This window comes from Staphylococcus sp. MB377 (genome assembly GCF_001922505.1).
Classification (GTDB): Bacteria; Bacillota; Bacilli; order Staphylococcales; family Staphylococcaceae; genus Staphylococcus; species Staphylococcus haemolyticus.
On the sequence record NZ_MAON01000060.1, the window covers coordinates 36,713 to 60,106 of the forward strand.

Consider the following 23,394-nt stretch of genomic DNA (forward strand, 5'->3'; position numbering starts at 1 on the left):
TTTCGAAGTAAAAGCGTAAAGATACAAATAATACGAAGTGGAGATTAATGTAATAATAAGCAATATTGAAAAAATAATTACCATTTATATCACAGCTTTCGAGTTATTTTTAATTTCGATAGATTGAATAAATCGAATATAAATACTTCTTCAATGTCATCCTAATTACTTTTTTTATTTATATCAATCTCTTACTTTAAATCATCGATTGCTTTTGCGATTGATTCAAAAACATGTGGGATGTCATCTTTTTCAATGCAACTGAAAGCAATACGGATATCTGAGTCATTTAACGCTATAATACCGATTGAATATTCGTTAATTAAATGCGTACGTAGTTCTTCAGGATTTACTCCATTGACTTTGACTGCCATGAAATAACCAGAATTGAAATCATAGGCTTGCCAATGATTTTTGTATTTATCGTCATAAACAACAGTTTTTGTAACTTCATATCTTTCTTGTAATGTATCTATATTTTGTTGGATTTCTTTATCAAATTCATCATTATTTTCTAAAACGTATTTAATAGCACTTTGAGAAGGCATTGGTCCACTTGAAATATTACTTCTTATTAAACCTTTAACTTTCGCTTCTAGCACTTCTTTAGCAACATTATTATTTAATCCAAATGTAAGGAAACCAACACGTAGCCCCCACGCAAAGAATTCTTTAGTAGCACCATCTAAACGAATTGGTAAAATATTGCTTGATTCAATTTGATTTAGTGCAGTAAAAATAGACTGACGATAAACATCTTCATAGAATAAACCATAATATGCATCATCTACTACAGCTATCACTTTTGTTCCTTTTTCAGCTAGTGAACGAACCGCTGAAACTATAGTTGTAACTTCATCATTGTTCGGTGTATAGCCGGTAGGGTTGTTTGGATAATTTAAAATTAAAATGACTTTGTCTTGATTGAAATTTTCTAAAGTAGTAACTAAATCATTTGTTGTGTAATGTCCTTCTTGGTTAAAGATTGAATATGTCTCAATATTTGCAGAATGACGTGTTTCATAAATTAATTTGTAGTTACCCCAATTATGTGTTGGTACTAAAACAGTATCTCCACTCTCTACAAATAAATCAGCAATTAAAGATAACCCATGAGTTAACGCATTAGTGACAATAGGTCTAGTAATTGTCTCTTTCGATAAATCAGGGTTTTCTTTTAGCATTTTGTCTTGCCATAAATCTCTTAAAGCTTCTAATCCTTGAGGTGGGGCGTACGGAAAGACTTCATCTGGAGATAAATGATTATAGACATCAAATAAAGTATCAGCATACATTTTCCCGTTTTTATTAGTAGCCATTCCAATTGTAGCGTTATATTTAGTTTTTTTAGCATCAGCAGATTGAGATAAAATGCCTTTTGGATAATACATTGATTGACCTAAATTTGATAGCATACTTAATATTTCTGGACAATGATCAACAAGTTGATTATTTAAATTTTGTGCTAATGGGTTCATTTATTTAACCTCACTTTATTTTAGTGTTTAATAATATATTATCTTTAAATCACTTAAAGATAAAGTGTTCTTATAATGATTACATAGAATTGAGAATTGAGTTTTTAAAAAATGCGAACATTTGTTCGTATTTTATGTTAGAATAATGTCAGGTCATCATAAGATATGACACTTTTCATTTGGAGGTGTAGTGTAATGTCGTGGCTATTAGATGGTATGGTGACATTAATTTCGGGTGGTATACTCGTTATATTTCGTGTTTGGTTAGAATCTAAGTGTAAAGATAAATAGATGACCATACACAAAAACCCCTAACTTGCCGTTACAAGTTAGGGGTTGTGTAATGTAATTCGTGGATACAATTAAATTGTAACACATGGATTAATATTTTCAATTTTAAATGTATTTAGTAAGCAAATTTATAATTTTAATTTGTTATAATACATGTATTGAGGTGTTGATTATGATGAAACATTTAACTAAGATTTTCGTTAGTTTGGCAATTATCTTATTTCTTATTGGATATTATTTACAGGCTACAGGACACGAGAATCAAGGTGTTAAATTATTATTAGCAGCAATTATGTTTATCATATGTGCTTTTATTAATCGTAATAATGATAGAAAGAAAAACAGAAAATAACATTTTTAAACTCTATACTAGCGTTTGACGTTAGATATAGAGTTTTATTTTTAAAAATAATTGTATCTATAATGTATATACAATTTGTATCTTTAATACCAATAATTATAAGTGTTTACATTATTTCCTTTACAAACGTGTATATAGTGTGTATATTATTTATATACAGTTATTAAAGGGGGACATCAATGAAAATTATATTGAAGAACACCAGTGAACAACCCATTTATGAACAAATCAAACAACAAATAAAAGAGAATATTTTAAAGGGTTATGTTGAAGCTGGTAGCCACTTACCTTCGATGCGTGAGCTTGCAAAGGATTTACAGGTGAGTTTAATTACAACTAAAAGAGCTTATGAAGATCTTGAGAAAGAAGGATTCGTAACAACTGTTCGAGGAAAAGGTACATTTGTTAAAGAACAAGATAGTTCCATATTAAAAGAAAAGCAATTCTTTGTAATTGAAAATCTTGCTCGATTAATGATTAAAGAAGCAAAAACAATAGATATGCCTCTCAAGGAATTAAAAGAAATACTAGCTTTAATTTATGAGGAGGAAGAAGAATGAATGTCATTGAAGTAAAAGATGTCTCGTTACAAAGTAGTGCATTTTCAATAAACAATCTTTCATTCAGTATTCCTCAAGGATTTGTAACTGGATTCATTGGGGCTAATGGGGCAGGGAAAACAACGATAATTCGTATGATAATGGATATTATAGAACCTAATCATGGTCATATATCAATATTTGGTGAACAAATAGCAAACAAACCGAAATGGATAAAAAATAAAATAGGTTTTGTTTATTCAGAAGTTTATTTTAACCAACAATGGACTGCAAAAAAACTTGAAAAAATGGTTTCACCATTTTATACCGATTGGGACTCACAAGCATTTAAAAATTATTTAGAAAAATTCAATTTACCTTTCAATGAAAAAATAAAACATTTTTCTACAGGTATGAAAATGAAATTGTCTTTAGCACTAGCTTTGAGTCACCATGCTGAATTGTTTATATTAGACGAACCAACTGCGGGGTTAGACCCTATTGTTCGTAATGAAGTGTTAGAAATTTTACAAAGTGAATTACTCGACGAACATAAGACTTTATTTATTTCAACCCATATTATTTCGGATTTAGAGAAAATTGCTGACTATCTTGTACATATAAAAGATGGAGAAATTATTATGCAAGGTTTTCGTCATCAACTTCAAGAACAATACTCAATTGTACAAGGTGATAATCAAGATTTAGACGAGGAATTAAATCGCTTGTTCCTTTATAAAGAAGTGAAGTCGACAGGTTTTGTTGGTTTTACTAAACAGGCACAAGTGTTTAAAGAATTGTTCGGAAAAAAAGTTAATATTAAACAACCTACGATTGAAGAACTTATGATCTACATCGAAAAGTCTAAAAGTAATGACAATCAACAGGATTTTCAGCAAAGTAGGTTGATAAAATGAAACAATTACTAATTAGAAATTTTAAATGTAGGAGTATAACGATTGCCATTTATATCTTATTACTTCTATTAAATCCGTTATATGCTTTCGTATTTTCTAAAACAGAACTTTATTTTTTATTCTATGCACCGATTGCAATCACATTAATGGCGGTTAGCATATTAGACTCTGGACACTTGTTTAGACTACATAGAAGATTAGGAGGTAAAAGTTCATATTTGTTTTACGAAAGTTTACCTGTCTCTAAAAAAGACATGCTTAATGCGAATTACCTTACCTGTATCGTATTAACACTTTTTGGTGGTGTTATTATCGCTTTGTACAATTTTCAATCTTCTAATATTGATTTTGGGGATTTAAGATACTCAACTGCGATTGCTTTTATATTTGTAAACTTTTTAAGTATTCCAATTGCATTTAGTAGGAATACTGAAAAGAAACGCGAAGGGATATCATATGCACCTTATATCTTGATAATGATGTTAGTTTTTCCATTCGCTATTACAATGGTTTTTACACTAATTAATGCATTCGTTTTTCATCATCATATTTCTTATAATATCTTTGGCATATATTACAATTATGGTTTATTAAGCTTAAGTATTGTTTGGATGGTTATAAATTATTTGATTCAATTAAGACGTATAATTCATCGTGAAAATAAAGGAGGGCCTATATGAAATTAGAAAATATTACAAAAACATATGGAGATAACAATGTTTTAGATAATATCAATTTTGATTTTGGAAATAGCAAAATTGTAGGTTTAATTGGTAAAAATGGTGTTGGTAAAACAACATTAATGAAAGTCATGAATGGAAATATTATTAATTTTAAAGGGAAAGTTCAATTAAATGATAACGAGAACGTTGGCTATCTTATTGAACATCCGAAATTATATGATAATAAAACAGGATTAAATAACTTGAAATTATTTGCTCAAGTTCTAGGCAAAGGTTTCGACAAAGAATATACAGATAAAATCATTGACGCATTTGGTATGAGACCATACATTAAGAAAAAAGTAAAAAAGTATTCAATGGGTATGAAACAAAAACTTGCGATAGCAGTTTCATTAATGAACAAACCCAAATATCTAATTCTTGATGAACCGACAAACGGTATGGATCCAGATGGCTCAATTGATGTATTAGAGACTATTCAATCATTAGTGAATGATTTAGAAATGAAAATTCTAATTTCAAGTCATAAATTGGAAGATATTGAATTGATTTGTGATAGAGCTGTCTTTCTACGTGATGGAAATTTTGTACAAGATGTCAATATGAAAGATGGTAGTGCACAAGATCATACATCGATTAAATTTGAAGTTAGTGAATTTAATACAGCACTAGACTATTTAACAGAACATTTTAACGTGCTTCAATCACACAAAGATAGTGGAGAAATAATGATTAAAGCACAAAAAGATTATAAACAATTACTCAAATCTTTAGCACAAAAAGATTTATATCCTAAGTATATTGAAACAAGAAAAAGTTCGCTTCGTGATACGTACTTTAATATTAATCAAAGAGGTGACAAATAAATGAGAAGTTTACAATTAGTTAAATATGATATATTGAGTTTTTGTAAAAGCTATTTAACATATATAGCACTAATTTTAATCTGGTTAGTTTTAGGATTAATAACGTTCTTAATGGCACGAAATAATGATCAAGTAAATTATTCATCTATTTTATCTATGGCAAATTGGATGTTCTTATTCTTTGGCTTGTTAGTAGTGATTAAGATAATTACACGTGATTATTCACAAGGTACGATTCAACTTTATATGAATAAAGTGAAAAATAGAATTGGATATATTATTGCTAAAACAATTTCAATTATTTTATTTTCATTCATTTTTGCACTCATCACATATATCACATTAATGTTAGTACAAGCATTTACTGATGGAAAAAATTTAGACGGAGATAAGTTCTTAACGAACATATGGTTCTATCTTATCTTCTTACTGTTCTTTGGTTTACTCTTATTCTTAGTTACATTAATTGTTCAAAAACCGGCAGTAATCTTTACACTAGGTATATTCTTAGTATTTATAGTTCCATTTATTCAACCTTTTATTGGTTTGATTCCTGACTGGGGAGAAAAAATTCAAAAATCATTAAAGTATATTCCGTTTAGTTACTTAACTGAGAAATCTCAAACGGATAGTATTAAATTTTCAAATTGGCAATGGTTTATTTCTTTAGCATCAATTGTTGTTTTATTCATTGCTAATATTGCTTATGCAGCTAAAAGGGATATATAATATATGCCAAGAAATTGATATCCAAAAAAGAGGGTAGTAAAACAAAATTTGTTTTATTACCCTCTTACTTTATATACTTTTATAGCATTAACTTACTGATTATAGAGTCATAAACTTGATTCCATAACTCAGTATCTGATTTATATTTAGAAGCGATTTCATGATGTACTTCTTTTTCTTTATCCTCATAATTGTGTGCATCTTTAGGTGGTAGTTTTTCAGCTCTAAGTTGAGTAACAAATTCTTGAGCTTCACGAGCTCTAGGGCCCCAAACATTTACCTGTTCAAATTGATCATTCATAAAGATAAAGATTGGAATCGAGCGTGCTGTACCATTTGTTAAATATTGATCAATGAGATTTGTGTCTTCATCTCTATGGAATACGCGTACTTCTAGCTGTAGTGATTCACTTATACGCTTTAATATAGGTAAGTTCATCATAGCGTCGCCACACCAATCTTCACTTATAACCAAGACTTTAGAATAAGAACTATCTTTAAGTTGATTGATTCTATCGTCAGATGAAGGTAGTGTGAATGCATTGTAAATTGTTAATACATTATCTTTATTCAAAGTCATGCTATCGATATATTCATCAAGTGGCTGACTATTATTAAAATATGTTTCTAAATTAGCCATAAATAAAACCTCCCCGTTAAATTTATATCATTATAACAATTTTTACTAAGAAAGAATAATTATAAAACTTAAAATATATTAGTTTTATCACAATAATAAGAACGTTAAAGCAACGTTACAATTCTATAAGAAATGATTGTAGTGGTTTAGATGTTTCTCAGTAAGTGGTTATGATATATTTAAGTTAATAAGAATAGAAGTGGTGGTACGTTTGCGCATTCAAAATCGATGGATAATCTTTAGTATTTTTACAATAATAGCTATTATAGTGGTTACGTGTCTTACAATCTATAAAAATGAAAAAACTATTGATCTTACTGAAGTGAAGATAAATGATATTCAATTGAATGGACCATTTAATGAAAATGATTATGAGATAAATCATCACATAAAGTTGGATAGATACAAATTCTATAACGATAAAAATCATAAAGATTTAACTGTAAAAGTAAAAAATAAACACCAAACAGTAAAAGGGATCGTATTGATTAATGATCATGATGTAACAACCAACTTCGGTGTTAAAATTGGAGATAGAGTGGATCATGCAATCAATTATTTAGGTGATAATTATCGTAAAGATAAAGTAGGTAAAGGATATGATGCGTTAATTTATGTTGATAAAGAGCACCATATGAAGCTGTCCATTTTATATAAAGATAATGTGGTTAAACGAATTGAATTTTTTAGTCGTTAAAAAGTGATACTTTTACAATGCACATCAAAATAAGCTACTTTTCGATAAGATAGAGATAATTCAATTAAGAAAGTAAGTGAGATAATGGATAAGATTACCTTTTTAAATGAACTTGAATTAGAACTTGATGAATTACCAAGAGAAGAAAAAGATAAACTCATGGATGATTATGAAAATCATTTCTATGAACAAGAATCGAAAGGGAAATCAGAAAAAGATATTATATCGGATTTAAAAGAACCACATGATATAGGTAATGAAGTTAAAGCCAAAGAAGCAATATCCAATGCTAAAGTAACTCCCAACCTACGGAATATTATTAGGGCTATAATGGCTTCATTAAGTCTTGGCGTGCTTTCTTTTTTCATCATCATCATCCCTATTGTAATATTTATAGCGTTATTGTTTGTTGTGTTTATATTCTCTGTTTTTTTAATTTCTCTTCCATTAATAATAATATCAATGAGTATCATTAAAGGGATTGTTGATTCGTTTAGTAATTTCTTATTTAGCATTTCATATGCCGGATTAGGTATCGTCTTATTTGTAGTTACCATGAAAATTACACAAAATTTATATCGACTTGTATTAAAATATTTAACTTGGTATATCCAAACGGTTAAAGGAAGAATTAAACAATGAAGAAAGCAATGATAACAGGCATAGTAATATTTGTAGGATTTTTCTTAGCAGCAACTTTAGTCTGGTTTGTGCATGATAAAGATGAATTTAAAAAGCTAAAATATGATAGAGCATACAGTGATGTGAAAATGAATAATTTAGATATTTACAACTATAATTCAGAAGTCACAATTAAGCAAGGAGAACATTGTGGTGTTAAATATTATGGTGATAATGATGTTAAGGTATATCGCAAAAAAGATACATTAAACATAAAAGAGCATAAATCTGACAAGAGGGGTTATAGCGTTAATATTAATCCTTTTAATCAAAGTAAATCAAAAATTGAAGTTACACTTCCAAATAAAAGTATTAATAATTTAGATGTATATTCAGGATTTGGAAATGTGAATCTTAATGGCATTAACGTTAAGAAAGGTTCGATTTATCAAGACAACAAATATTTAAAAATTCAAAATTCAAAATTTGATAATCTTTCCTACAAGAGCGATGCTGGTGGAGTAAAAATTAAAAACAGTTATATCATTAATAGTGAATTTAAGACAGGGGTAGGTAACGTCGAAGTAAATAATTCAAAGATAAAAAAATCGTTATTTGTAAGTGAACTTGGTTATCTTAATTTCACAAACATGAATAGTGAAACAGATGTAAAAGGATCAAGTAAGCATGATTATATTCATTTGGACTATAAAGATGAACCTAAAAATACTTTATTAAAATTACACCCAGGTACAGGAGAGGCAAAAGTTGAAAATAAATCTTTTAATAAAGGTAAGGTAGGAAATAGTAATAATGTAATTGAATTTTATACGGTAAAAGAAGATATCACAATAAAGTAAAATGATTGCCTACACAATAAGAGGCAATCACTTATATAAGACGACGAACGATTTTAAAGTTCGTCGTTTTTTTAATGATTTGCGAATGTTAAATCAGTATCAATTAGACCACTAAATTGTTGGATAGTTAACTCATTTCCATCTAACCAGGATTGAAAATTTATTGATGTGGGTGTTTGATTTTCACCTAGTGTCATCCAAGCGGTTAAGTTTTGCGGTTCATACATTGAAGTGTGTATCGTACCTGACCAACTTTTAAATAATTTGCTATATATTTCGAATTTTGGATTATTAAATAATTTAAAAGCTGTATGTTTATCTAAGCTTTGAGAGGTTTGTGAGACAGTACGTTCTAAACGTTCACGTGATTCTTTTGTGTAATTACGATTTTCATGCGTTAAGATTTCGAAATGATTTGTACATACTTTATCATATCTGACATCAAATGAACGTGGTGTAACCTCAACGATTGCGTGATTAAGCTTTTTATCCATTAAAATATAACTGAATGAGCTTCTATGAGGAAGTTCTTTCAAGAATCTAACGGCTTCATCAACGTCTTTGCAATATTCTAAAACAAGACGACCAATCATATAACATACAAAGCCATTAGCGGGGTGTTTACGATGCATAAAGTTATAGCCCATCGTCAAGCCAGCTTCATTCATACCATCCATACGACCTGTCACTCTAGACGTAGGCCCAATTTGCGCTAGCCCACCGTCATTAGGTTGGAATAATAAATATCTCCCATCGTATGTGGCAGGATGATAATCATAATTGCGCACCATAAAATCCTTACCTTGAAATACAGTACATCCACTCTCTTGTAAATCTGTGAAACGGTAATGTGCAAAATTTAATATCATTTGTTTTGTAGGTAAGTTCAGTACTTCTTGCATACCCATTAACTCTTCCCATATTTCTGGAGCGTATGTTTGAAATACTTGATACGTTTCGTTAACATCTATATCAAATCGGGGCATACGTTTTTTCCATTCACGTTCACGATTTTGCAATAAGGGTGTTTGTTTTAGCCATAGCGCTGTTTTGACCCCTAAATCATAATGTGATCCTTTAAACATCATAATATCTGATTTCACTTGTTGCATGAGAAGGCCTCCTGAAAATTCTAAATATTGTAAAATAGCACTAATTGAAAACGAATATAATTATTATTATACTGAACATGATAGCAAGAAAAATTTAAAAAACAAGGAGGGGTACTATGTTTAAGGACGCATATTTAAAAGTATATAACAAAGTAAAAGCTTGGTGGTTGTATTAAACTAATTTACAATTGAAAGTTTATGAAGTTTTTGAATTTTGAAATTTATTTTATAGTTATTATTATAAGACGTAAAAAGGTATCTATTTAACCATAACAGTAAGTATGATAATATATAGTATTGTAAACATACTTATATCTATTTAGAGGTGAAACATACATGTGGGATTTAATTAAAGGTTTATTCAAATTCTTATTAAGCTTAGTAGTTATTACATCAGTAGTAGTTGGTGTAGGTGTTGTAGCATTTGCTTACATCTTCAAGAAAGACTTTGAAGATATCGAAAGAAAAACTAAAGAAATCGTTTCAGATATCGAAAGTAATAACGCGTAATAATATTAATTTAACCAGTGACTTCAGTTTTGGAGTTACTGGTTTTTTATTTCAATAAATTCAAACAATGATTAAGAATAATTGTCATAGACACCAATCTTTTAATAAAATAAAGGTAATTAGAAAATAGGAGGTATTCTGATGACGACGAAGGGTTATATCGGTTCATACACAAAAAAAGAAGGTAAAGGTATTTACTTATTCGAATTAAATGAAGACAGTGGACAAATTAGTTCTGTTAATACTGGTTATGAGATTGAAGCATCTACTTATCTTGCTCAAACAGATGATTATTTATACGCAATCACTAAAGAAGGCGCACACTGCGGGGTAGCTGCTTTTAAAAAAGAAGCTTCTGGTTCGTTAACATTAATTAATAAATGCTTAGAATCTGAAGAGGGTACAGGTTGCTATATATCGGTATCATCAGACCAAAATTTTTTATTTGAAGCAGTATACGGCGCTGGTATCGCTAGAATATATCAATTGAATAAAGATACAGGTGAGATTATTAAGTTAATTCAAGAATTAAATCACGACTATCCACTTGGAAGTCATGAGCGTCAAGAGCATTCACATGTCCACTATATAAATGAAACACCCGATTGCAAATATGTTGTAGCTACTGATTTAGGTACAGACAGTGTTGTAACTTATGAATTCAGTAATGAAGGTCTTAAAGAATACAAAGTTTCTAAATTTAAAGATCAAGATGGTCCAAGACATATTGCATTTCACAATAATGGTGAATATGCCTATATTGTTCATGAATTATCTAATTATGTTAGCGTAGCTAAATATAAAGATGGTCAATTTGAAGAACTAGAACGTCATTTAACTGTTCCTGAAGATTTTAATGATGACACTAAATTAGCGGCTGTTCGCTTATCGAATGATCAACAAACTTTATATATTAGTAACCGTGGTCATGACAGTATTGCGGTATTCACGATTACAGAGAATGGCGCGGGACTAAACCCTGTAGAAATCGTTAAAAGTGGGGACCAATTCCCAAGAGATTTTAATATTACTGAATCAGATGACTATCTAGTTTGTGCCCATCAAGAGGGTAATTATGAAATTACAGTTTTTAAAAGAGACACAAATACAGGTAAATTAACGCCAACAGATAATCAGCAAATTGCACCTGAAGGTGTACATGTTAGTTTTATTTAAGTAAAAATACAAAGCCACGGCAGTGTAAAATGTCGTGGCTTTTTACAAATTTTTATAAATTTTTAAAAAATGTTCTAATATATTTAAATTTACCTTTATAGGGCGGATACATAACACTTGAATCTAATCGGGTAGACTTAAAGATGTATGACTTGCTATGGCTAAAGGTTTGGAAAGTATATTTACCATGATATTGTCCCATGCCAGACATTCCGACACCACCAAATGGTAAATTAGGATTAGCAAGATGCATTAAAGTATCATTAATTGCACCGCCACCGAAAGATAATTCGTTTAATACACGGTGTGTAGTATTCTCATCTTCACTAAATAAATATAAACTTAACGGTTTAGCTTTACTCTGAATAATATCTACTGCCTCATTAAAATCATCATAAGTAATAATAGGTAAGATAGGTCCAAAGATTTCTTCTTGCATGATTTTAGAACTTGACGTAATACCATCTAAAATAGTTGGTTCTATATAGCGTGTTGTAGCATTTGCATTACCACCGAAAATAACATGGTTTTGATGCACATTAAGTAATTCATTTAAGCGATTAAAGTGTTTATCATTGACTATGCGACCAAAATCTGGACTTTCATCTATGTTAGTACCGTAAAATTCTTGAATACTTTGTTTAAGTGCTTCAATCAATTCGTTTTTAACCTTCTTGTTAACTAATATATAATCTGGAGCCACACATGTTTGTCCTGCATTAGTAAATTTACCGAAACTAATACGATCACTAGCAACTTTAATATTAGCGGTATCATCTACAATAACTGGAGATTTTCCGCCTAATTCAAGGGTAACAGGAACTAAATTTTTGCTTGCTGCTTCATACACGATTTGACCAACCTTGTCACTACCTGTAAAGAATATGTAATCAAATGGCAGCTTAATTAATGTTTGTGTTTCTTCTATACCCCCCTCGATAACATCTATATAATCCGTAGTAAATACGTCTTCAATAATTTGACGAATGACCGTGGCAACGTGAGGTGTTAATTCAGATGGTTTTATAATAGCAGTATTTCCAGCTGCAATAGCTCCAATTAGAGGTTCAAATAGTAACTGTACGGGATAATTAAACGGACCAATGATTAATACTGTGCCATATGGTTCTTGTTTGATATAACTTTTTGCAGGAAACATAAATAGAGGTGTATCAACTTGTTTTGTTTTAGACCAATTTTTAAGTTCTTTTCTTGCAGTTTTAATACTTTTTAGTGTGATACCAATTTCTGTGGCATATGCTTCAACAGGACTTTTTCCTAAATCAGTCTTTAGAGCATCTAGTAAATCATTTTCATGATTTTTAATACTTTTACTTAGAAGTTTTAATTGATGTTTTCGAAATTTTAAATCTTTCGTTTTATGTGTTTTGAAAAAAGCTTTACTTTCTTCAAATTGTTGCTCAATGCTTGGCAATGTGTGATACCTCCTAAATAGTAAAATCTATATTAAAGAATTAAATTAAAATAAATGATGTAATTCATCATATCTATACCCTAAATATTTTTCAATAAAAAACAGTTGAATGAAAAGATTCATTCAACTGCGTATATAAAGGCGATAACTAAATTGCCAATATGTTTTATTTAGTTAAAGCTTCAGTAATTTGAGGTACCACTTGTTTTTTACGTGACACAACGCCTGATAAGAATGCCATGCCATCATCTAATTGAACTTTAAATGCCTCGCCGACTTTATCTTTTTCTGCACCTACTACTAAGATTTTAGAATCACTATTAATAATGTCAGTAACTACTAATACAAATAAATCATACTTTTCATTAGCACTTGTTTCTAACATTGCTTTTTCAAGATCATCTTTACGATTTAATACTTCAGCAATGTCGACAGTATTTACTTGGGCAATGCGTGTAACATAGTCGCCCATATTAAATGATTTAGCATCCATGTCTAATAATTCCTCTGCAGATTTATCAGTAGTTGATGCACCAGCTTTTAACATTTCTAAGCCATACTCATCTAAATCAACATTTGCTAAATCTTTTAAAGCTTTAGCTGCATTTACATCTTCATCAGTACAAGTAGGAGATTTGAATAATAAGCTATCAGAAATAATTGCTGAAATCATCAAACCTGCGATATGCGGTTTAATTTCAAAGCCACGTTCTTTGTACATTTTGTAAAGAATAGTAGCAGTACAACCAACTGGTTCTGCGCGGTACCAAAGCGGTGAAGCAGTTTCGAAATTAGCGATTCTATGATGATCCACAACGTGTTTAATCTCTGCGTCAGAAATTGTTTCTGCACTTTGTTGGAACTCATTGTGATCGACTAAGATTACTTCTTGACCATCTAAATTATCACTTAATAATTCTGGTGCTTTAACTTCAAAATAATCTAAAGCAAATTTAGTTTCAGGATTAATATCTCCTAAACGATATGGCGTTGCTTCAGAGTTACCAGTTAATTGTTCAAAATCAGCCATGATGATAGCTGAAGCTATTGCATCTGTGTCTGGATTTTGATGTCCAAAAATATAAGTTTTTGCCATTGTTATTATCCACCCTTATCATTTAATTTTTCATCTTATTTTATCATGTTTTATTTAGCTACATCTACCTCTGCGCCTAATGAGTTTACAAAATGTCCTAATGCCCATTTATGACCACTCTCATTGAATGAAGCAACACCATCTTTAGGAATTGTAATGTTATACCCTAAGTTATAGGCTGAAACAGCAGTGTGTAGAATACAAATATCAGTACAAACACCTACTATTTCAATATCCTTTATATTTCTCTCTTTCAATAGACTATCTAGAGGTGTACCATAGAATGAATCATAACGGCGCTTATTTAAGTAATGAATATTACTGTTTCCACTAAAGTTATTATAAAAGGCTTTAATCTTACCATATAATTCACGTCCTGCTGTGCCCTCAATATTATGAGGGGGGAATAATTGTGTCTCAGGATGGAACATATCGTTCTCATAATGTAAATCCATCATAAAGAAAATGTCATGGCCTTCAGACTGATATGTCTCTAAACGCTTCAGTATAAAAGATTCAATATCTTGCCCAGGTTTACCACATGTTAATCGACCATCATCTGCAATGAAGTCATAAGAATAATCTACTACTATTAGTGCTTTTCTAGTCATGATCAATCTTCCTCTCTATTAAATGTTTGAGGTATTTAAAAATTGTATAATTATATAGAAACGATTAAATTATTACCTCATTAATCATTATATATATTATAGCTAATCTCATTCTAAAATGGTATATAACAATATAATAGGTTTGAAAGTTTAGGTAGGGGATACGTTATGTTAATAAATGCTCAAGATTATGGATTAAAAGGATGTAATAAACGCAAAGACACTAAAGCAATACAACGAGCACTGAATAAAGCAAGATATGGTGAACACACTGTACTTATACCTAGCGGTACATATTATATTTCGAAAGCACTCATCATTTATGACTCAACAACTTTATTACTAGAAGATGATACGACATTAATAAGATGTGGTAAAGATGCACTTTTAAAAAATGGCCATCGTTTCGGTTTTTATAAAGGGTATCAAGGTAATAGTCATATTTATATCAAAGGTGGTACGTTTGATATGAATGGCTCTAAATATCCATACAATAATACTGCGATGTCAATTGGACATGCAGAAGATATTCAATTAATAGGTGTAACAGTATTAAACGTAGTTGGCGGACACGCTCTAGACGCTTGTGGTATTAATGGTTTGTATATCAAGAATTGTAATTTTAAAGGTTTTAATGATTTTGATGGGGATCGTTCATTTTCTGAAGCAATTCAATTAGATATTCAAGTACCTGGTGCGTTTCCTAAATTTGGGACGACAGACGGAACCATCACTAAAAATGTAGTCATTGAGAATTGTTATTTTGGGAATTCAGATGACCATCAAATGCGTCCATGGAATAGAGCAATTGGCTCACATGCAAGCAGGTATAACAAGTTCTACGAAAATGTGCATATAAAAGATAATTGTTTTGAGGGAACTCAAGACTATGCATTAACACCTCTAAAAGCTAAAAATATGATTATTTCACGCAATAAATTCAAAAATTGTAAAGGTGGTATTCGATTTTTAGGGGTAAAAGATGGAAAAAATGCTGCTGACCCTGTTACTGGCAAAGTTATGGAATCTCAAGCTGGTGAGAATTTCAGTGTGATTGGTAATCACTTTATTGGAGAAATGAAAAAAGATGCCATTCACATTAGAAGCTATAATAATATAAAACATCAGCAAGTGTTTATCGCCGGTAATACTTTTGATAAAGCATCACAAACCATACATTTAGAAGATATAGAAGATTTAACCCTAAACCAGGGTGAAGACGTTACTATTAAAAAAATTAATGTAGACTGAGTAGAGATAATGTTTTCGAACACAACCCAACAATAAATAGCCAGTAAATACGTTTTGAAGACGCATTTACTGGCTATTTAATTTCGATACATCAGTGTTAAATAAGGGCAAGACAACAATTTTTTATAATTTCGTCATAATGCCTTACGATACTTATCTAATGGCGATTAAATGCACCTATAATTTTAACTTCAAAATCTAAAGTCTGTAATATTGTGATAACCTTATTGAGTTTTTCATTTTTCCCAATATCGGTTTGAACAAAAAATCTGTACATACCTAACTGCGTCTTAAGAGGTCTAGACTCAATCCATGACAAGTTAATGTCAAATAATGCAAATGTGTTAAGTATACTAGCTAATAATCCAGCTTTATCATGTTTAGGTGTTATCAGTAATAGCGTACTAGAAGCAGATTCATTGTAGTGATCGTTACTTTTTACTACCAAAAAACGAGTGACATTATGTGGATAGTCTTGTATATGTGTGTCTATCGGTTCGAAACCATATGACTCTCCGCTTCCTAATGGTGCAATAGCAGCGATATGTGTGTCAATTTTCTCTAAACTTTGAATAGTACTATCAACATAATCATATAAGAAATGATGTCGATGGATATATTGACTCGTTTGACTTATTGCAGGTGCAATGGAATAAACCTTTTCAATATCATCCAGTGAAGTACCTTTATTAGCGTATAAACCAAAATTAATATCTAAATGGATTTCGCCATGAGCGTATATATCTTCTTGTGCAAGTGCATCAGCTACAATATTAATAGTACCTTCAATTGAGTTCTCAATAGGTACGATACCAACAGCATCACTATGACTATTAACGGCTTTAATTACTTCATAGAGATTTGATTTAGGTGAATATGTAACTTCTTCCTCAGATAAATAAGTTTTTGCAGCTAAATAAGAAAATGTTCCCTTAGGGCCTAAATAATATAAACGCATCTTTGTTCGTCACCTCGTATTATCGAACACTAGTGAAATGGACATTTCATTGACTGTTTCATTTTATAATGAAAATTAGGATCCTTGATTTCATTATTATAGCCATGATGATAATTTGAGGTTAGGGTCGGTGAAAGTGGTGGGGCTAACCACGACCATTTACCCGTGACATCACGGTTATTTGCTAATTCCTTTTCTTCAAATAATTGAAATTGTTTTGATGCAGTTAGGTGATCAACAATAGAAACACCTTGAGATTTAAATGAATGGTATACCGCATAATTAAGTTCAACGAGTGTTCGATCTTTATTAAAAGAATTATTTTTTAGTGTACCAAATTCAAACGCTTCTGCAATACTTTCTAATAAATTATAGCGGTAAGAGTCAGTGAAATTGCGTACTGCTATTTCGGTTACCATATACCATCCATTAAACGGGGCAGTTGGATAAGTAATGCCACCAATTTTCAAATCCATATTAGAAATGATTGGAACACCATACCATTTTAAATTTAAATCTTTTAATTTTGGATAATGTTCATGTTCTATTTCAACTTCTTTTATTAATTCATGGGGTAATTCATACCATTTTATAGAATCATTAGGTAATTGATAAATGAGTGGTAGTACATCGAAATCAGTACCTTTGCCTTTCCAACCTAAATGCTCCGCTAATTGTGTGATTTCACGTTCAGATGGATCACCGGCATGTTCATAACCAGCATATCTAATAAGTTGATTATTATAGATACGAGGTGCTTGATTAGGTGAAAAAATCGTTATATAAGGCTTGATCTTACCATTATTCGTCGCATGTTTAAGATGATGATTGATTGTATCTATAAAATCACGCTCATTATCAACATTCCTAGCATCTTCTACATATAAAGAATCCCAAAATAAGCGTCCAATACAGCGATTAGAATTACGCCAAGCAAGTTTAGCACCATACGTCAATTCTTCCGAAGTATGCGTATATGTACCAGTATGTTCAATTTCTTTTCCTATCTCTTTTATTCTTTTATCAAAAATAGATGGATTGTAATTAAGTTCACGATACATCGTTTCGATAAAACTTCTTGCTTCTTCCAATAACATATAACCACCTCGGTTCATATTATAATCTAGACATTGAATTAACTCATTCAATTACATAGATTGTCACGAATTTGTCTTATTGGTACTTATTTAAATTTTAATTGTATCAATGGTATGTGAATACGCACTTCTACTGAATTATGATAAAATGTACTAAAACATCGTTAGGAGAGATTGTGGTGTATCGTTACGAAGATGACAGTTTAATGTTACATAATGACTTATACCAAATTAACATGGCAGAGAGCTATTGGAATGATGGTATTCATGAACGAAATGCAGTATTTGATTTGTATTTTAGAAGTATGCCATTTGAGAGTGGATATGCAGTTTTTAATGGTTTAAAAAGAGTAATTCAATTTATTGAACATTTTCATTTTAGTGATTCTGATATTGAATATTTACAGTCAATAGGTTATAAAAATGATTTTTTAAACTACTTAAAAAATTTAAAGTTCACTGGTAATATTCGCTCAATGCAAGAAGGTGAATTGTGTTTTGGAAATGAACCCTTACTTAGAGTGGAGGCACCATTAATTCAAGCGCAACTTATAGAAACCGTATTACTTAATATAATCAACTTCCATACATTAATTTCGACTAAAGCAAGTAGAATTCGTCAAGTAGCACCTGATGATACATTAATGGAATTTGGAACTCGCCGTGCTCAAGAGTTAGATGCTGCGCTCTGGGGTGCTAGAGCTGCTTATATCGGTGGTTTTGATTCTACTAGTAATGTGCGTTCTGGTAAATTATTTGGTATACCTGTTTCTGGTACGCATGCACACGCTTTAGTTCAAACATATGGTGATGAATATAAAGCTTTTAAAATTTATGCAGAACGCCATAAAAATTGTGTGTTCTTAGTTGATACGTTCCACACGCTTAAATCAGGTGTTCCTACAGCTATTAAAGTAGCGAAAGAACTAGGGGATAAAATCAATTTCATTGGTATCCGTTTAGATTCTGGAGATATTGCTTATTTATCTAAAGAAGCACGCAGAATGCTAGATGAAGCGGGATTCAAAGATGCTAAAATCATTGCATCTAATGACTTAGATGAACAAACGATAATGAGTTTGAAATCTCAAGGAGCTAAAGTTGACTCATGGGGTGTAGGTACAAAATTAATTACTGGTTATGATCAACCAGCACTTGGTGCAGTATATAAACTAGTAGCAGTTGAAGATGATAACGGTCGATATGTTGATAGAATTAAACTGTCCAACAATGCAGAAAAAGTGACAACACCTGGTAAGAAGAAAGTGTATCGCATCATCAATACTAAAACAGGTAAAGCAGAAGGTGACTATATTACTCTAGAACATGAGAATCCAAATAATGAAAAACCTTTAAAAATGTTCCATCCAGTTCACACGTATAAAATGAAACATATCAAACACTTTGAAGCGATTGATTTGCATCATTCAATCTTTGAAAATGGGAAACTTGTATACCAATTGCCGAGTGAAAAAGAGGCACAAGAATACTCTAAAAATGCATTATCTAAATTATGGGATGAAAATAAACGTTATTTAAATCCTCAAGAATACCCTGTGGATTTAAGTACAGCTTGTTGGGATAACAAACATAAGCGTATTTTCGAAGTTGCAGAACACGTAAAAGAGATGGAGGAAGACAATGACTAATATACAAGATATTGTAGTCAATGAAATGAAAGTGAAGAAACATATTGATAGTGAACAAGAGTCACGTGAAATTATTCAATTTATTAAAAGCTATGTGCAATCACATTCATTTATTAAATCTTTAGTGTTAGGTATTTCTGGTGGTCAAGATTCTACTTTGACTGGTAAATTAGCGCAGCTAGCAGTTGGGGAATTACGTAATGAAGGGCGAGATTGTCAATTTATCGCTGTGAAATTACCATATGGTGTGCAGAAAGATGCAGAAGAAGTTGAAGACGCATTAAACTTTATTCATCCTGATGAAATCATTACTGTCAATATTAAACCTGCTGTTGATCAAAGTGTTAAATCTTTAAACGAGGCTGGTATTGAATTAACGGATTTTCAACGTGGTAACGAAAAAGCACGTGAACGTATGAAGGTTCAATTTTCAATCGCATCAAATCGTAGTGGTATTGTTATTGGTACGGATCATTCTGCAGAGAATATTACAGGATTTTATACTAAGTACGGTGATGGTGCTGCTGATATTGCACCTATCTTTGGTCTAAATAAAAGACAAGGAAGACAGCTACTTAAATATTTAAATGCACCAAAGCATTTATACGAAAAAGTTCCCACAGCAGATTTAGAGGATGATAAACCACAATTACCTGATGAAGAAGCTTTGGGTGTTACTTATGATCAAATTGATGACTATTTAGAAGGAAAACACATATCTAGTGAAGCCCGTGATACGATTGAAAATCACTATGTCAAAAATGCACATAAACGTGAATTAGCCTATACGCGTTACACTTGGCCTAAAAATTAAAAAAGATTTTCTAGTGACAAAATAAAAATTCACTGATAAAATTATCTCGATTTTAGATATCCATGTAAGAAAAGGGGATTAGTATGTCAGTGATAACTTCAAATCCATGGTCAATGGTATTAGCGATATTCGTCATCAACGTTTTTTATGTTACATTTTTAACAATGCGTACAATATTAACGTTAAAAGGTTATCGTTATATGGCGGCTGCAGTAAGTTTCCTTGAAGTGTTAGTATATGTAGTTGGTCTTGGTATGGTAATGTCTAGTTTAGACCAAATTCAAAATATCTTTGCTTATGCGTTTGGTTTTTCGATTGGGATTTTAGTAGGTATGAAAATTGAAGAAAGACTCGCATTAGGGTATACAGTCGTAAATGTAACCTCATCAGAGTATGAAATTGATTTACCAAATGAGTTAAGAAATTTAGGTTATGGTGTTACACACTATGCAGCATATGGTCGCGATGGTAGTCGAATGGTAATGCAGATTTTAACGCCAAGACGTTATGAACGTAAATTAATGGAGACAGTACGAAATTTAGATGAGAAAGCGTTTATTATAGCATATGAGCCAAGAGCAATTCACGGCGGTTTCTGGACTAAAGGCGTTCGAACTCGAAAAGTAAAAGCATACGAAGTAGAAGAAATAGAAAGTGTTGTGGAGCATGATGATGAAGTTCAAAGTAAATGAAAATGAAACAATCTCAGAATGTTTATCACGTATGCGTGAAGAAGGCTATATGCCAGTTAAACGAATTGAAAAACCTATATACACTGAAGATGAAAAAGGTAATGTAGTAGTATTAAGACAGGATATTCAATTTGTTGGTAAAAAGCTTTGATTTAATAATGTGAATTACAACTTAAATTAATTTTATCAAGAGTGAAAAGAAGCTAAAGTACAACTTCTTTTTACTCTTTTTATTATCGGATTATTGTTAGATAAGTGTATTATTTAGATAAAATCCATTATACTAAGTTTGTAAAAAAAGATTTATACATTTGATTAATTATCTGTTAAAATAAAAATGAAGTTTTAAAAACGAACCTTTCTTGATAATTTACGTTTAATGTACAGTTTTGAATTATAAATTTATACATAGAATAGGAGTTTAGAAATGATTGATCGTTATTCAAGAGAAGAAATGGCAAATATTTGGACTGATCAAAATAGATATGAAGCTTGGTTAGAGGTTGAAATCTTGGCCTGTGAAGCTTGGAGTGAATTAGGCCACATTCCTAAAGAAGATGTAAAAAAAATTAGAAAGAATGCTAAAGTAGATGTGAAACGTGCGCAAGAAATAGAACAAGAAACAAGACACGATGTTGTGGCATTTACTAGACAAGTATCGGAAACGTTAGGTGACGAACGTAAATGGGTTCACTATGGTTTAACTTCTACAGATGTTGTTGATACAGCGCTAAGTTATGTTATAAAGCAGGCCAACGAAATTATTGAGAAAGATATTGAACGTTTCATAAAAGTTTTAGAAGAGAAAGCTAAAAATTATAAATACACATTGATGATGGGGCGTACACATGGTGTACATGCTGAACCGACTACATTTGGTGTTAAAATGGCATTATGGTATACAGAAATGAAACGTAATCTAAAGCGTTTCAAAGAGGTACGTAAAGAAATAGAAGTTGGTAAAATGAGTGGTGCAGTTGGTACATTTGCTAACATTCCTCCTGAAATAGAACAATATGTATGTGACCATTTAGGTATTGATACTGCACCCGTTTCTACTCAAACATTACAACGTGACCGTCATGCATACTATATCGCTACACTAGCCCTGGTAGCTACATCTCTTGAAAAATTTGCGGTAGAGATACGTAATTTACAAAAAACAGAAACACGTGAAGTTGAAGAAGCGTTTGCAAAAGGTCAAAAAGGGTCATCAGCTATGCCTCATAAAAGAAATCCTATTGGTTCAGAAAATATAACAGGTATTTCAAGAGTGATTCGAGGTTACATTACAACGGCTTATGAAAATGTGCCTTTATGGCACGAACGTGATATTTCTCACTCTTCAGCTGAACGTATCATGTTACCAGATGTTACAATTGCTTTAGATTATGCTTTAAATAGATTCACTAATATTGTTGATAGACTAACTGTTTTTGAAGACAACATGAGAAATAATATCGATAAAACATTTGGACTAATCTTCTCACAACGTGTATTACTAGCGTTAATTAATAAAGGCATGGTTCGTGAAGAAGCATATGATAGAGTGCAGCCTAAAGCAATGGAATCTTGGGAAACTAAAACACCATTCCGTCAATTAATAGAAAAGGATGAGTCTATCACTAATGTGCTTTCTAAAGAAGAATTAGATGAATGTTTCAACCCTGAACATCATTTAAATCAAGTTGATACAATCTTTAAACGTGCAGGTTTAGAGTAATAAGTTAACGGTTTTCAATAAAAATACTACACTTTAACTATTTAATGCGTTAAAATGAGATTATATTGAAAACGGATTATAGGGGTTGTTTGAGATGCAAATAGAGAAATTACGAGGACAAGCGTTAGATGAACTTTTTGATGCAATTCTTACACTTGAAAATAGAGAAGAATGTTATCAATTCTTTGATGATTTATGCACTGTCAATGAATTACAATCATTATCTCAAAGATTACAAGTTGCTAAGATGATTAAACAAGGGTATACTTACGCAACAATCGAAAAAGAATCTGGTGCTTCTACAGCAACAATATCTAGAGTAAAACGATCATTACAATGGGGTAATGACGCATATACAATGATATTAGAACGATTAAATATAGAAACAAAAAAATAATAATACGTTTAATATATATTTATAAATTGAAATGCTCCCTTCAAAATTGACAATAATTTGGATATTTTGATGGGAGCATTCTGTTTTATATTGAATTTATACAGGCTAATAGTAAGTAAACAACTTTTAATTTACTTAATTTTTAACAAATAAACTTATAAGATATTAGGTCTTTCGTTCTTTAAAAGACA

General features: G+C 31.0%; 27 protein-coding genes. 19 read left to right on the forward strand and 8 right to left on the reverse strand.

From position 1 onward, the window contains the following. Positions 1 to 191: 191 nt before the first annotated feature. Positions 192 to 1,478 (reverse strand): aminotransferase class I/II-fold pyridoxal phosphate-dependent enzyme, encoded by a 1,287-nt coding sequence (locus tag BB045_RS10030; RefSeq protein ID WP_070861649.1) that lies wholly within the window; start codon positions 1,476 to 1,478, stop codon positions 192 to 194. A 195-nt stretch (positions 1,479 to 1,673) separates the two neighbouring features. Between BB045_RS10030 and BB045_RS12590 the strand changes: the two genes are divergently transcribed. The 7 genes from BB045_RS12590 to pmtD all read left to right on the forward strand — a co-directional run bounded on the left by BB045_RS12590 (position 1,674) and on the right by pmtD (position 5,864). Further along, positions 1,674 to 1,769: a Trp-rich small protein gene (locus tag BB045_RS12590; protein ID WP_240556674.1), complete on the forward strand. Its 96-nt coding sequence runs from the start codon at positions 1,674 to 1,676 to the stop codon at positions 1,767 to 1,769. Between the two features lie 175 nt (positions 1,770 to 1,944). After that, positions 1,945 to 2,121: an SE1626 family protein gene (locus BB045_RS10035; protein WP_141738631.1), complete on the forward strand. Its 177-nt coding sequence runs from the start codon at positions 1,945 to 1,947 to the stop codon at positions 2,119 to 2,121. A 188-nt stretch (positions 2,122 to 2,309) separates the two neighbouring features. Beyond that, the gene (gene pmtR, locus BB045_RS10040) at positions 2,310 to 2,690 is read left to right on the forward strand and encodes a PSM export ABC transporter transcriptional regulator PmtR (RefSeq protein WP_011275327.1); all 381 of its coding nucleotides are present in this window, start codon (positions 2,310 to 2,312) and stop codon (positions 2,688 to 2,690) included. Continuing rightward, positions 2,687 to 3,586 (forward strand): phenol-soluble modulin export ABC transporter ATP-binding protein PmtA, encoded by a 900-nt coding sequence (gene pmtA, locus BB045_RS10045; protein ID WP_070582073.1) that lies wholly within the window; start codon positions 2,687 to 2,689, stop codon positions 3,584 to 3,586. The genes pmtR and pmtA overlap by 4 nt, the downstream gene beginning before the upstream one ends. Then, complete coding sequence (pmtB, locus tag BB045_RS10050; protein WP_053025114.1) at positions 3,583 to 4,266, forward strand: phenol-soluble modulin export ABC transporter permease subunit PmtB; 684 nt, start codon at positions 3,583 to 3,585, stop codon at positions 4,264 to 4,266. The genes pmtA and pmtB overlap by 4 nt, the downstream gene beginning before the upstream one ends. Continuing rightward, positions 4,263 to 5,135, forward strand: a complete 873-nt coding sequence (pmtC, locus tag BB045_RS10055; RefSeq protein WP_011275330.1) for a phenol-soluble modulin export ABC transporter ATP-binding protein PmtC — start codon at positions 4,263 to 4,265, stop codon at positions 5,133 to 5,135. Before pmtB ends, pmtC begins: the two co-directional genes overlap by 4 nt. Beyond that, a complete protein-coding gene (gene pmtD / locus BB045_RS10060; RefSeq protein WP_075140736.1) occupies positions 5,136 to 5,864 on the forward strand; it encodes a phenol-soluble modulin export ABC transporter permease subunit PmtD in 729 nt (242 codons plus the stop codon). 79 nt (positions 5,865 to 5,943) lie between these two features. On the opposite strand, the gene BB045_RS10065 is transcribed toward pmtD, so the two are convergent. Further along, entirely contained in the window at positions 5,944 to 6,504 is a 561-nt protein-coding gene (locus BB045_RS10065; protein ID WP_070441509.1) for a thioredoxin family protein, read from the reverse strand. A 211-nt stretch (positions 6,505 to 6,715) separates the two neighbouring features. Between BB045_RS10065 and BB045_RS10070 the strand changes: the two genes are divergently transcribed. The 3 genes from BB045_RS10070 (at position 6,716) to BB045_RS10080 (ending at position 8,682) form a co-directional block, all read left to right on the forward strand. Next, a complete protein-coding gene (locus BB045_RS10070) occupies positions 6,716 to 7,201 on the forward strand; it encodes a hypothetical protein (RefSeq protein ID WP_053025110.1) in 486 nt (161 codons plus the stop codon). An 84-nt stretch (positions 7,202 to 7,285) separates the two neighbouring features. Then, complete coding sequence (locus BB045_RS10075; RefSeq protein WP_075140737.1) at positions 7,286 to 7,843, forward strand: HAAS signaling domain-containing protein; 558 nt, start codon at positions 7,286 to 7,288, stop codon at positions 7,841 to 7,843. Beyond that, positions 7,840 to 8,682, forward strand: coding sequence for a DUF4097 family beta strand repeat-containing protein (locus tag BB045_RS10080; protein ID WP_070582075.1), 843 nt, complete (start codon positions 7,840 to 7,842; stop codon positions 8,680 to 8,682). Before BB045_RS10075 ends, BB045_RS10080 begins: the two co-directional genes overlap by 4 nt. 71 nt (positions 8,683 to 8,753) lie before the next feature. Here the strand turns inward: BB045_RS10080 and BB045_RS10085 are convergent, their stop codons facing one another. Further along, positions 8,754 to 9,794 carry a C45 family autoproteolytic acyltransferase/hydrolase gene (locus BB045_RS10085; protein WP_075140738.1) on the reverse strand — a complete coding sequence of 347 codons (1,041 nt, stop codon included), beginning with the start codon at positions 9,792 to 9,794 and terminating at the stop codon, positions 8,754 to 8,756. Between the two features lie 336 nt (positions 9,795 to 10,130). Here BB045_RS10085 and BB045_RS12040 point away from each other — a divergent pair, with 336 nt between their 5' ends. Together BB045_RS12040 and pglS are read left to right on the forward strand one after the other, a co-directional pair. Beyond that, positions 10,131 to 10,304 (forward strand): hypothetical protein, encoded by a 174-nt coding sequence (locus BB045_RS12040; protein ID WP_011275337.1) that lies wholly within the window; start codon positions 10,131 to 10,133, stop codon positions 10,302 to 10,304. Positions 10,305 to 10,445: 141 nt separating this feature from the next. Beyond that, a complete protein-coding gene (gene pglS / locus BB045_RS10090) occupies positions 10,446 to 11,480 on the forward strand; it encodes a 6-phosphogluconolactonase (protein WP_070441518.1) in 1,035 nt (344 codons plus the stop codon). A gap of 52 nt (positions 11,481 to 11,532) precedes the next feature. Here pglS and BB045_RS10095 read toward each other — a convergent pair whose 3' ends face one another. The 3 genes from BB045_RS10095 to BB045_RS10105 form a co-directional block, all read right to left on the reverse strand. Beyond that, a complete protein-coding gene (locus BB045_RS10095) occupies positions 11,533 to 12,915 on the reverse strand; it encodes an aldehyde dehydrogenase (RefSeq protein WP_070839460.1) in 1,383 nt (460 codons plus the stop codon). A 166-nt stretch (positions 12,916 to 13,081) separates the two neighbouring features. After that, positions 13,082 to 14,011: a manganese-dependent inorganic pyrophosphatase gene (locus BB045_RS10100; protein ID WP_070441523.1), complete on the reverse strand. Its 930-nt coding sequence runs from the start codon at positions 14,009 to 14,011 to the stop codon at positions 13,082 to 13,084. A 50-nt stretch (positions 14,012 to 14,061) separates the two neighbouring features. Further along, complete coding sequence (locus tag BB045_RS10105; protein ID WP_053025103.1) at positions 14,062 to 14,622, reverse strand: cysteine hydrolase family protein; 561 nt, start codon at positions 14,620 to 14,622, stop codon at positions 14,062 to 14,064. A 168-nt stretch (positions 14,623 to 14,790) separates the two neighbouring features. Between BB045_RS10105 and BB045_RS10110 the strand changes: the two genes are divergently transcribed. Then, a complete protein-coding gene (locus BB045_RS10110) occupies positions 14,791 to 15,873 on the forward strand; it encodes a glycosyl hydrolase family 28-related protein (protein ID WP_053025102.1) in 1,083 nt (360 codons plus the stop codon). A 157-nt stretch (positions 15,874 to 16,030) separates the two neighbouring features. Here the strand turns inward: BB045_RS10110 and BB045_RS10115 are convergent, their stop codons facing one another. Further along, positions 16,031 to 16,831 carry a prephenate dehydratase gene (locus BB045_RS10115; protein WP_053025101.1) on the reverse strand — a complete coding sequence of 267 codons (801 nt, stop codon included), beginning with the start codon at positions 16,829 to 16,831 and terminating at the stop codon, positions 16,031 to 16,033. Between the two features lie 29 nt (positions 16,832 to 16,860). Further along, positions 16,861 to 17,928 carry a nitric oxide synthase oxygenase gene (locus tag BB045_RS10120; protein WP_053025100.1) on the reverse strand — a complete coding sequence of 356 codons (1,068 nt, stop codon included), beginning with the start codon at positions 17,926 to 17,928 and terminating at the stop codon, positions 16,861 to 16,863. Positions 17,929 to 18,107: 179 nt separating this feature from the next. Here BB045_RS10120 and BB045_RS10125 point away from each other — a divergent pair, with 179 nt between their 5' ends. From BB045_RS10125 to BB045_RS10150, 6 genes are all read left to right on the forward strand, one after another. Then, positions 18,108 to 19,577, forward strand: a complete 1,470-nt coding sequence (locus BB045_RS10125) for a nicotinate phosphoribosyltransferase (protein WP_070441532.1) — start codon at positions 18,108 to 18,110, stop codon at positions 19,575 to 19,577. After that, complete coding sequence (gene nadE / locus BB045_RS10130) at positions 19,570 to 20,391, forward strand: ammonia-dependent NAD(+) synthetase (RefSeq protein WP_053025098.1); 822 nt, start codon at positions 19,570 to 19,572, stop codon at positions 20,389 to 20,391. The genes BB045_RS10125 and nadE overlap by 8 nt, the downstream gene beginning before the upstream one ends. 83 nt (positions 20,392 to 20,474) lie before the next feature. After that, a complete protein-coding gene (locus BB045_RS10135) occupies positions 20,475 to 21,083 on the forward strand; it encodes a DUF2179 domain-containing protein (RefSeq protein ID WP_053025097.1) in 609 nt (202 codons plus the stop codon). Next, complete coding sequence (locus BB045_RS10140; protein ID WP_070861654.1) at positions 21,064 to 21,234, forward strand: NETI motif-containing protein; 171 nt, start codon at positions 21,064 to 21,066, stop codon at positions 21,232 to 21,234. The genes BB045_RS10135 and BB045_RS10140 overlap by 20 nt, the downstream gene beginning before the upstream one ends. 276 nt (positions 21,235 to 21,510) lie before the next feature. Then, complete coding sequence (gene purB, locus BB045_RS10145; RefSeq protein WP_070441538.1) at positions 21,511 to 22,806, forward strand: adenylosuccinate lyase; 1,296 nt, start codon at positions 21,511 to 21,513, stop codon at positions 22,804 to 22,806. 94 nt (positions 22,807 to 22,900) lie between these two features. Further along, positions 22,901 to 23,203, forward strand: coding sequence for a YerC/YecD family TrpR-related protein (locus BB045_RS10150; RefSeq protein ID WP_011275350.1), 303 nt, complete (start codon positions 22,901 to 22,903; stop codon positions 23,201 to 23,203). The last annotated feature ends 191 nt before the right edge of the window (positions 23,204 to 23,394 follow it).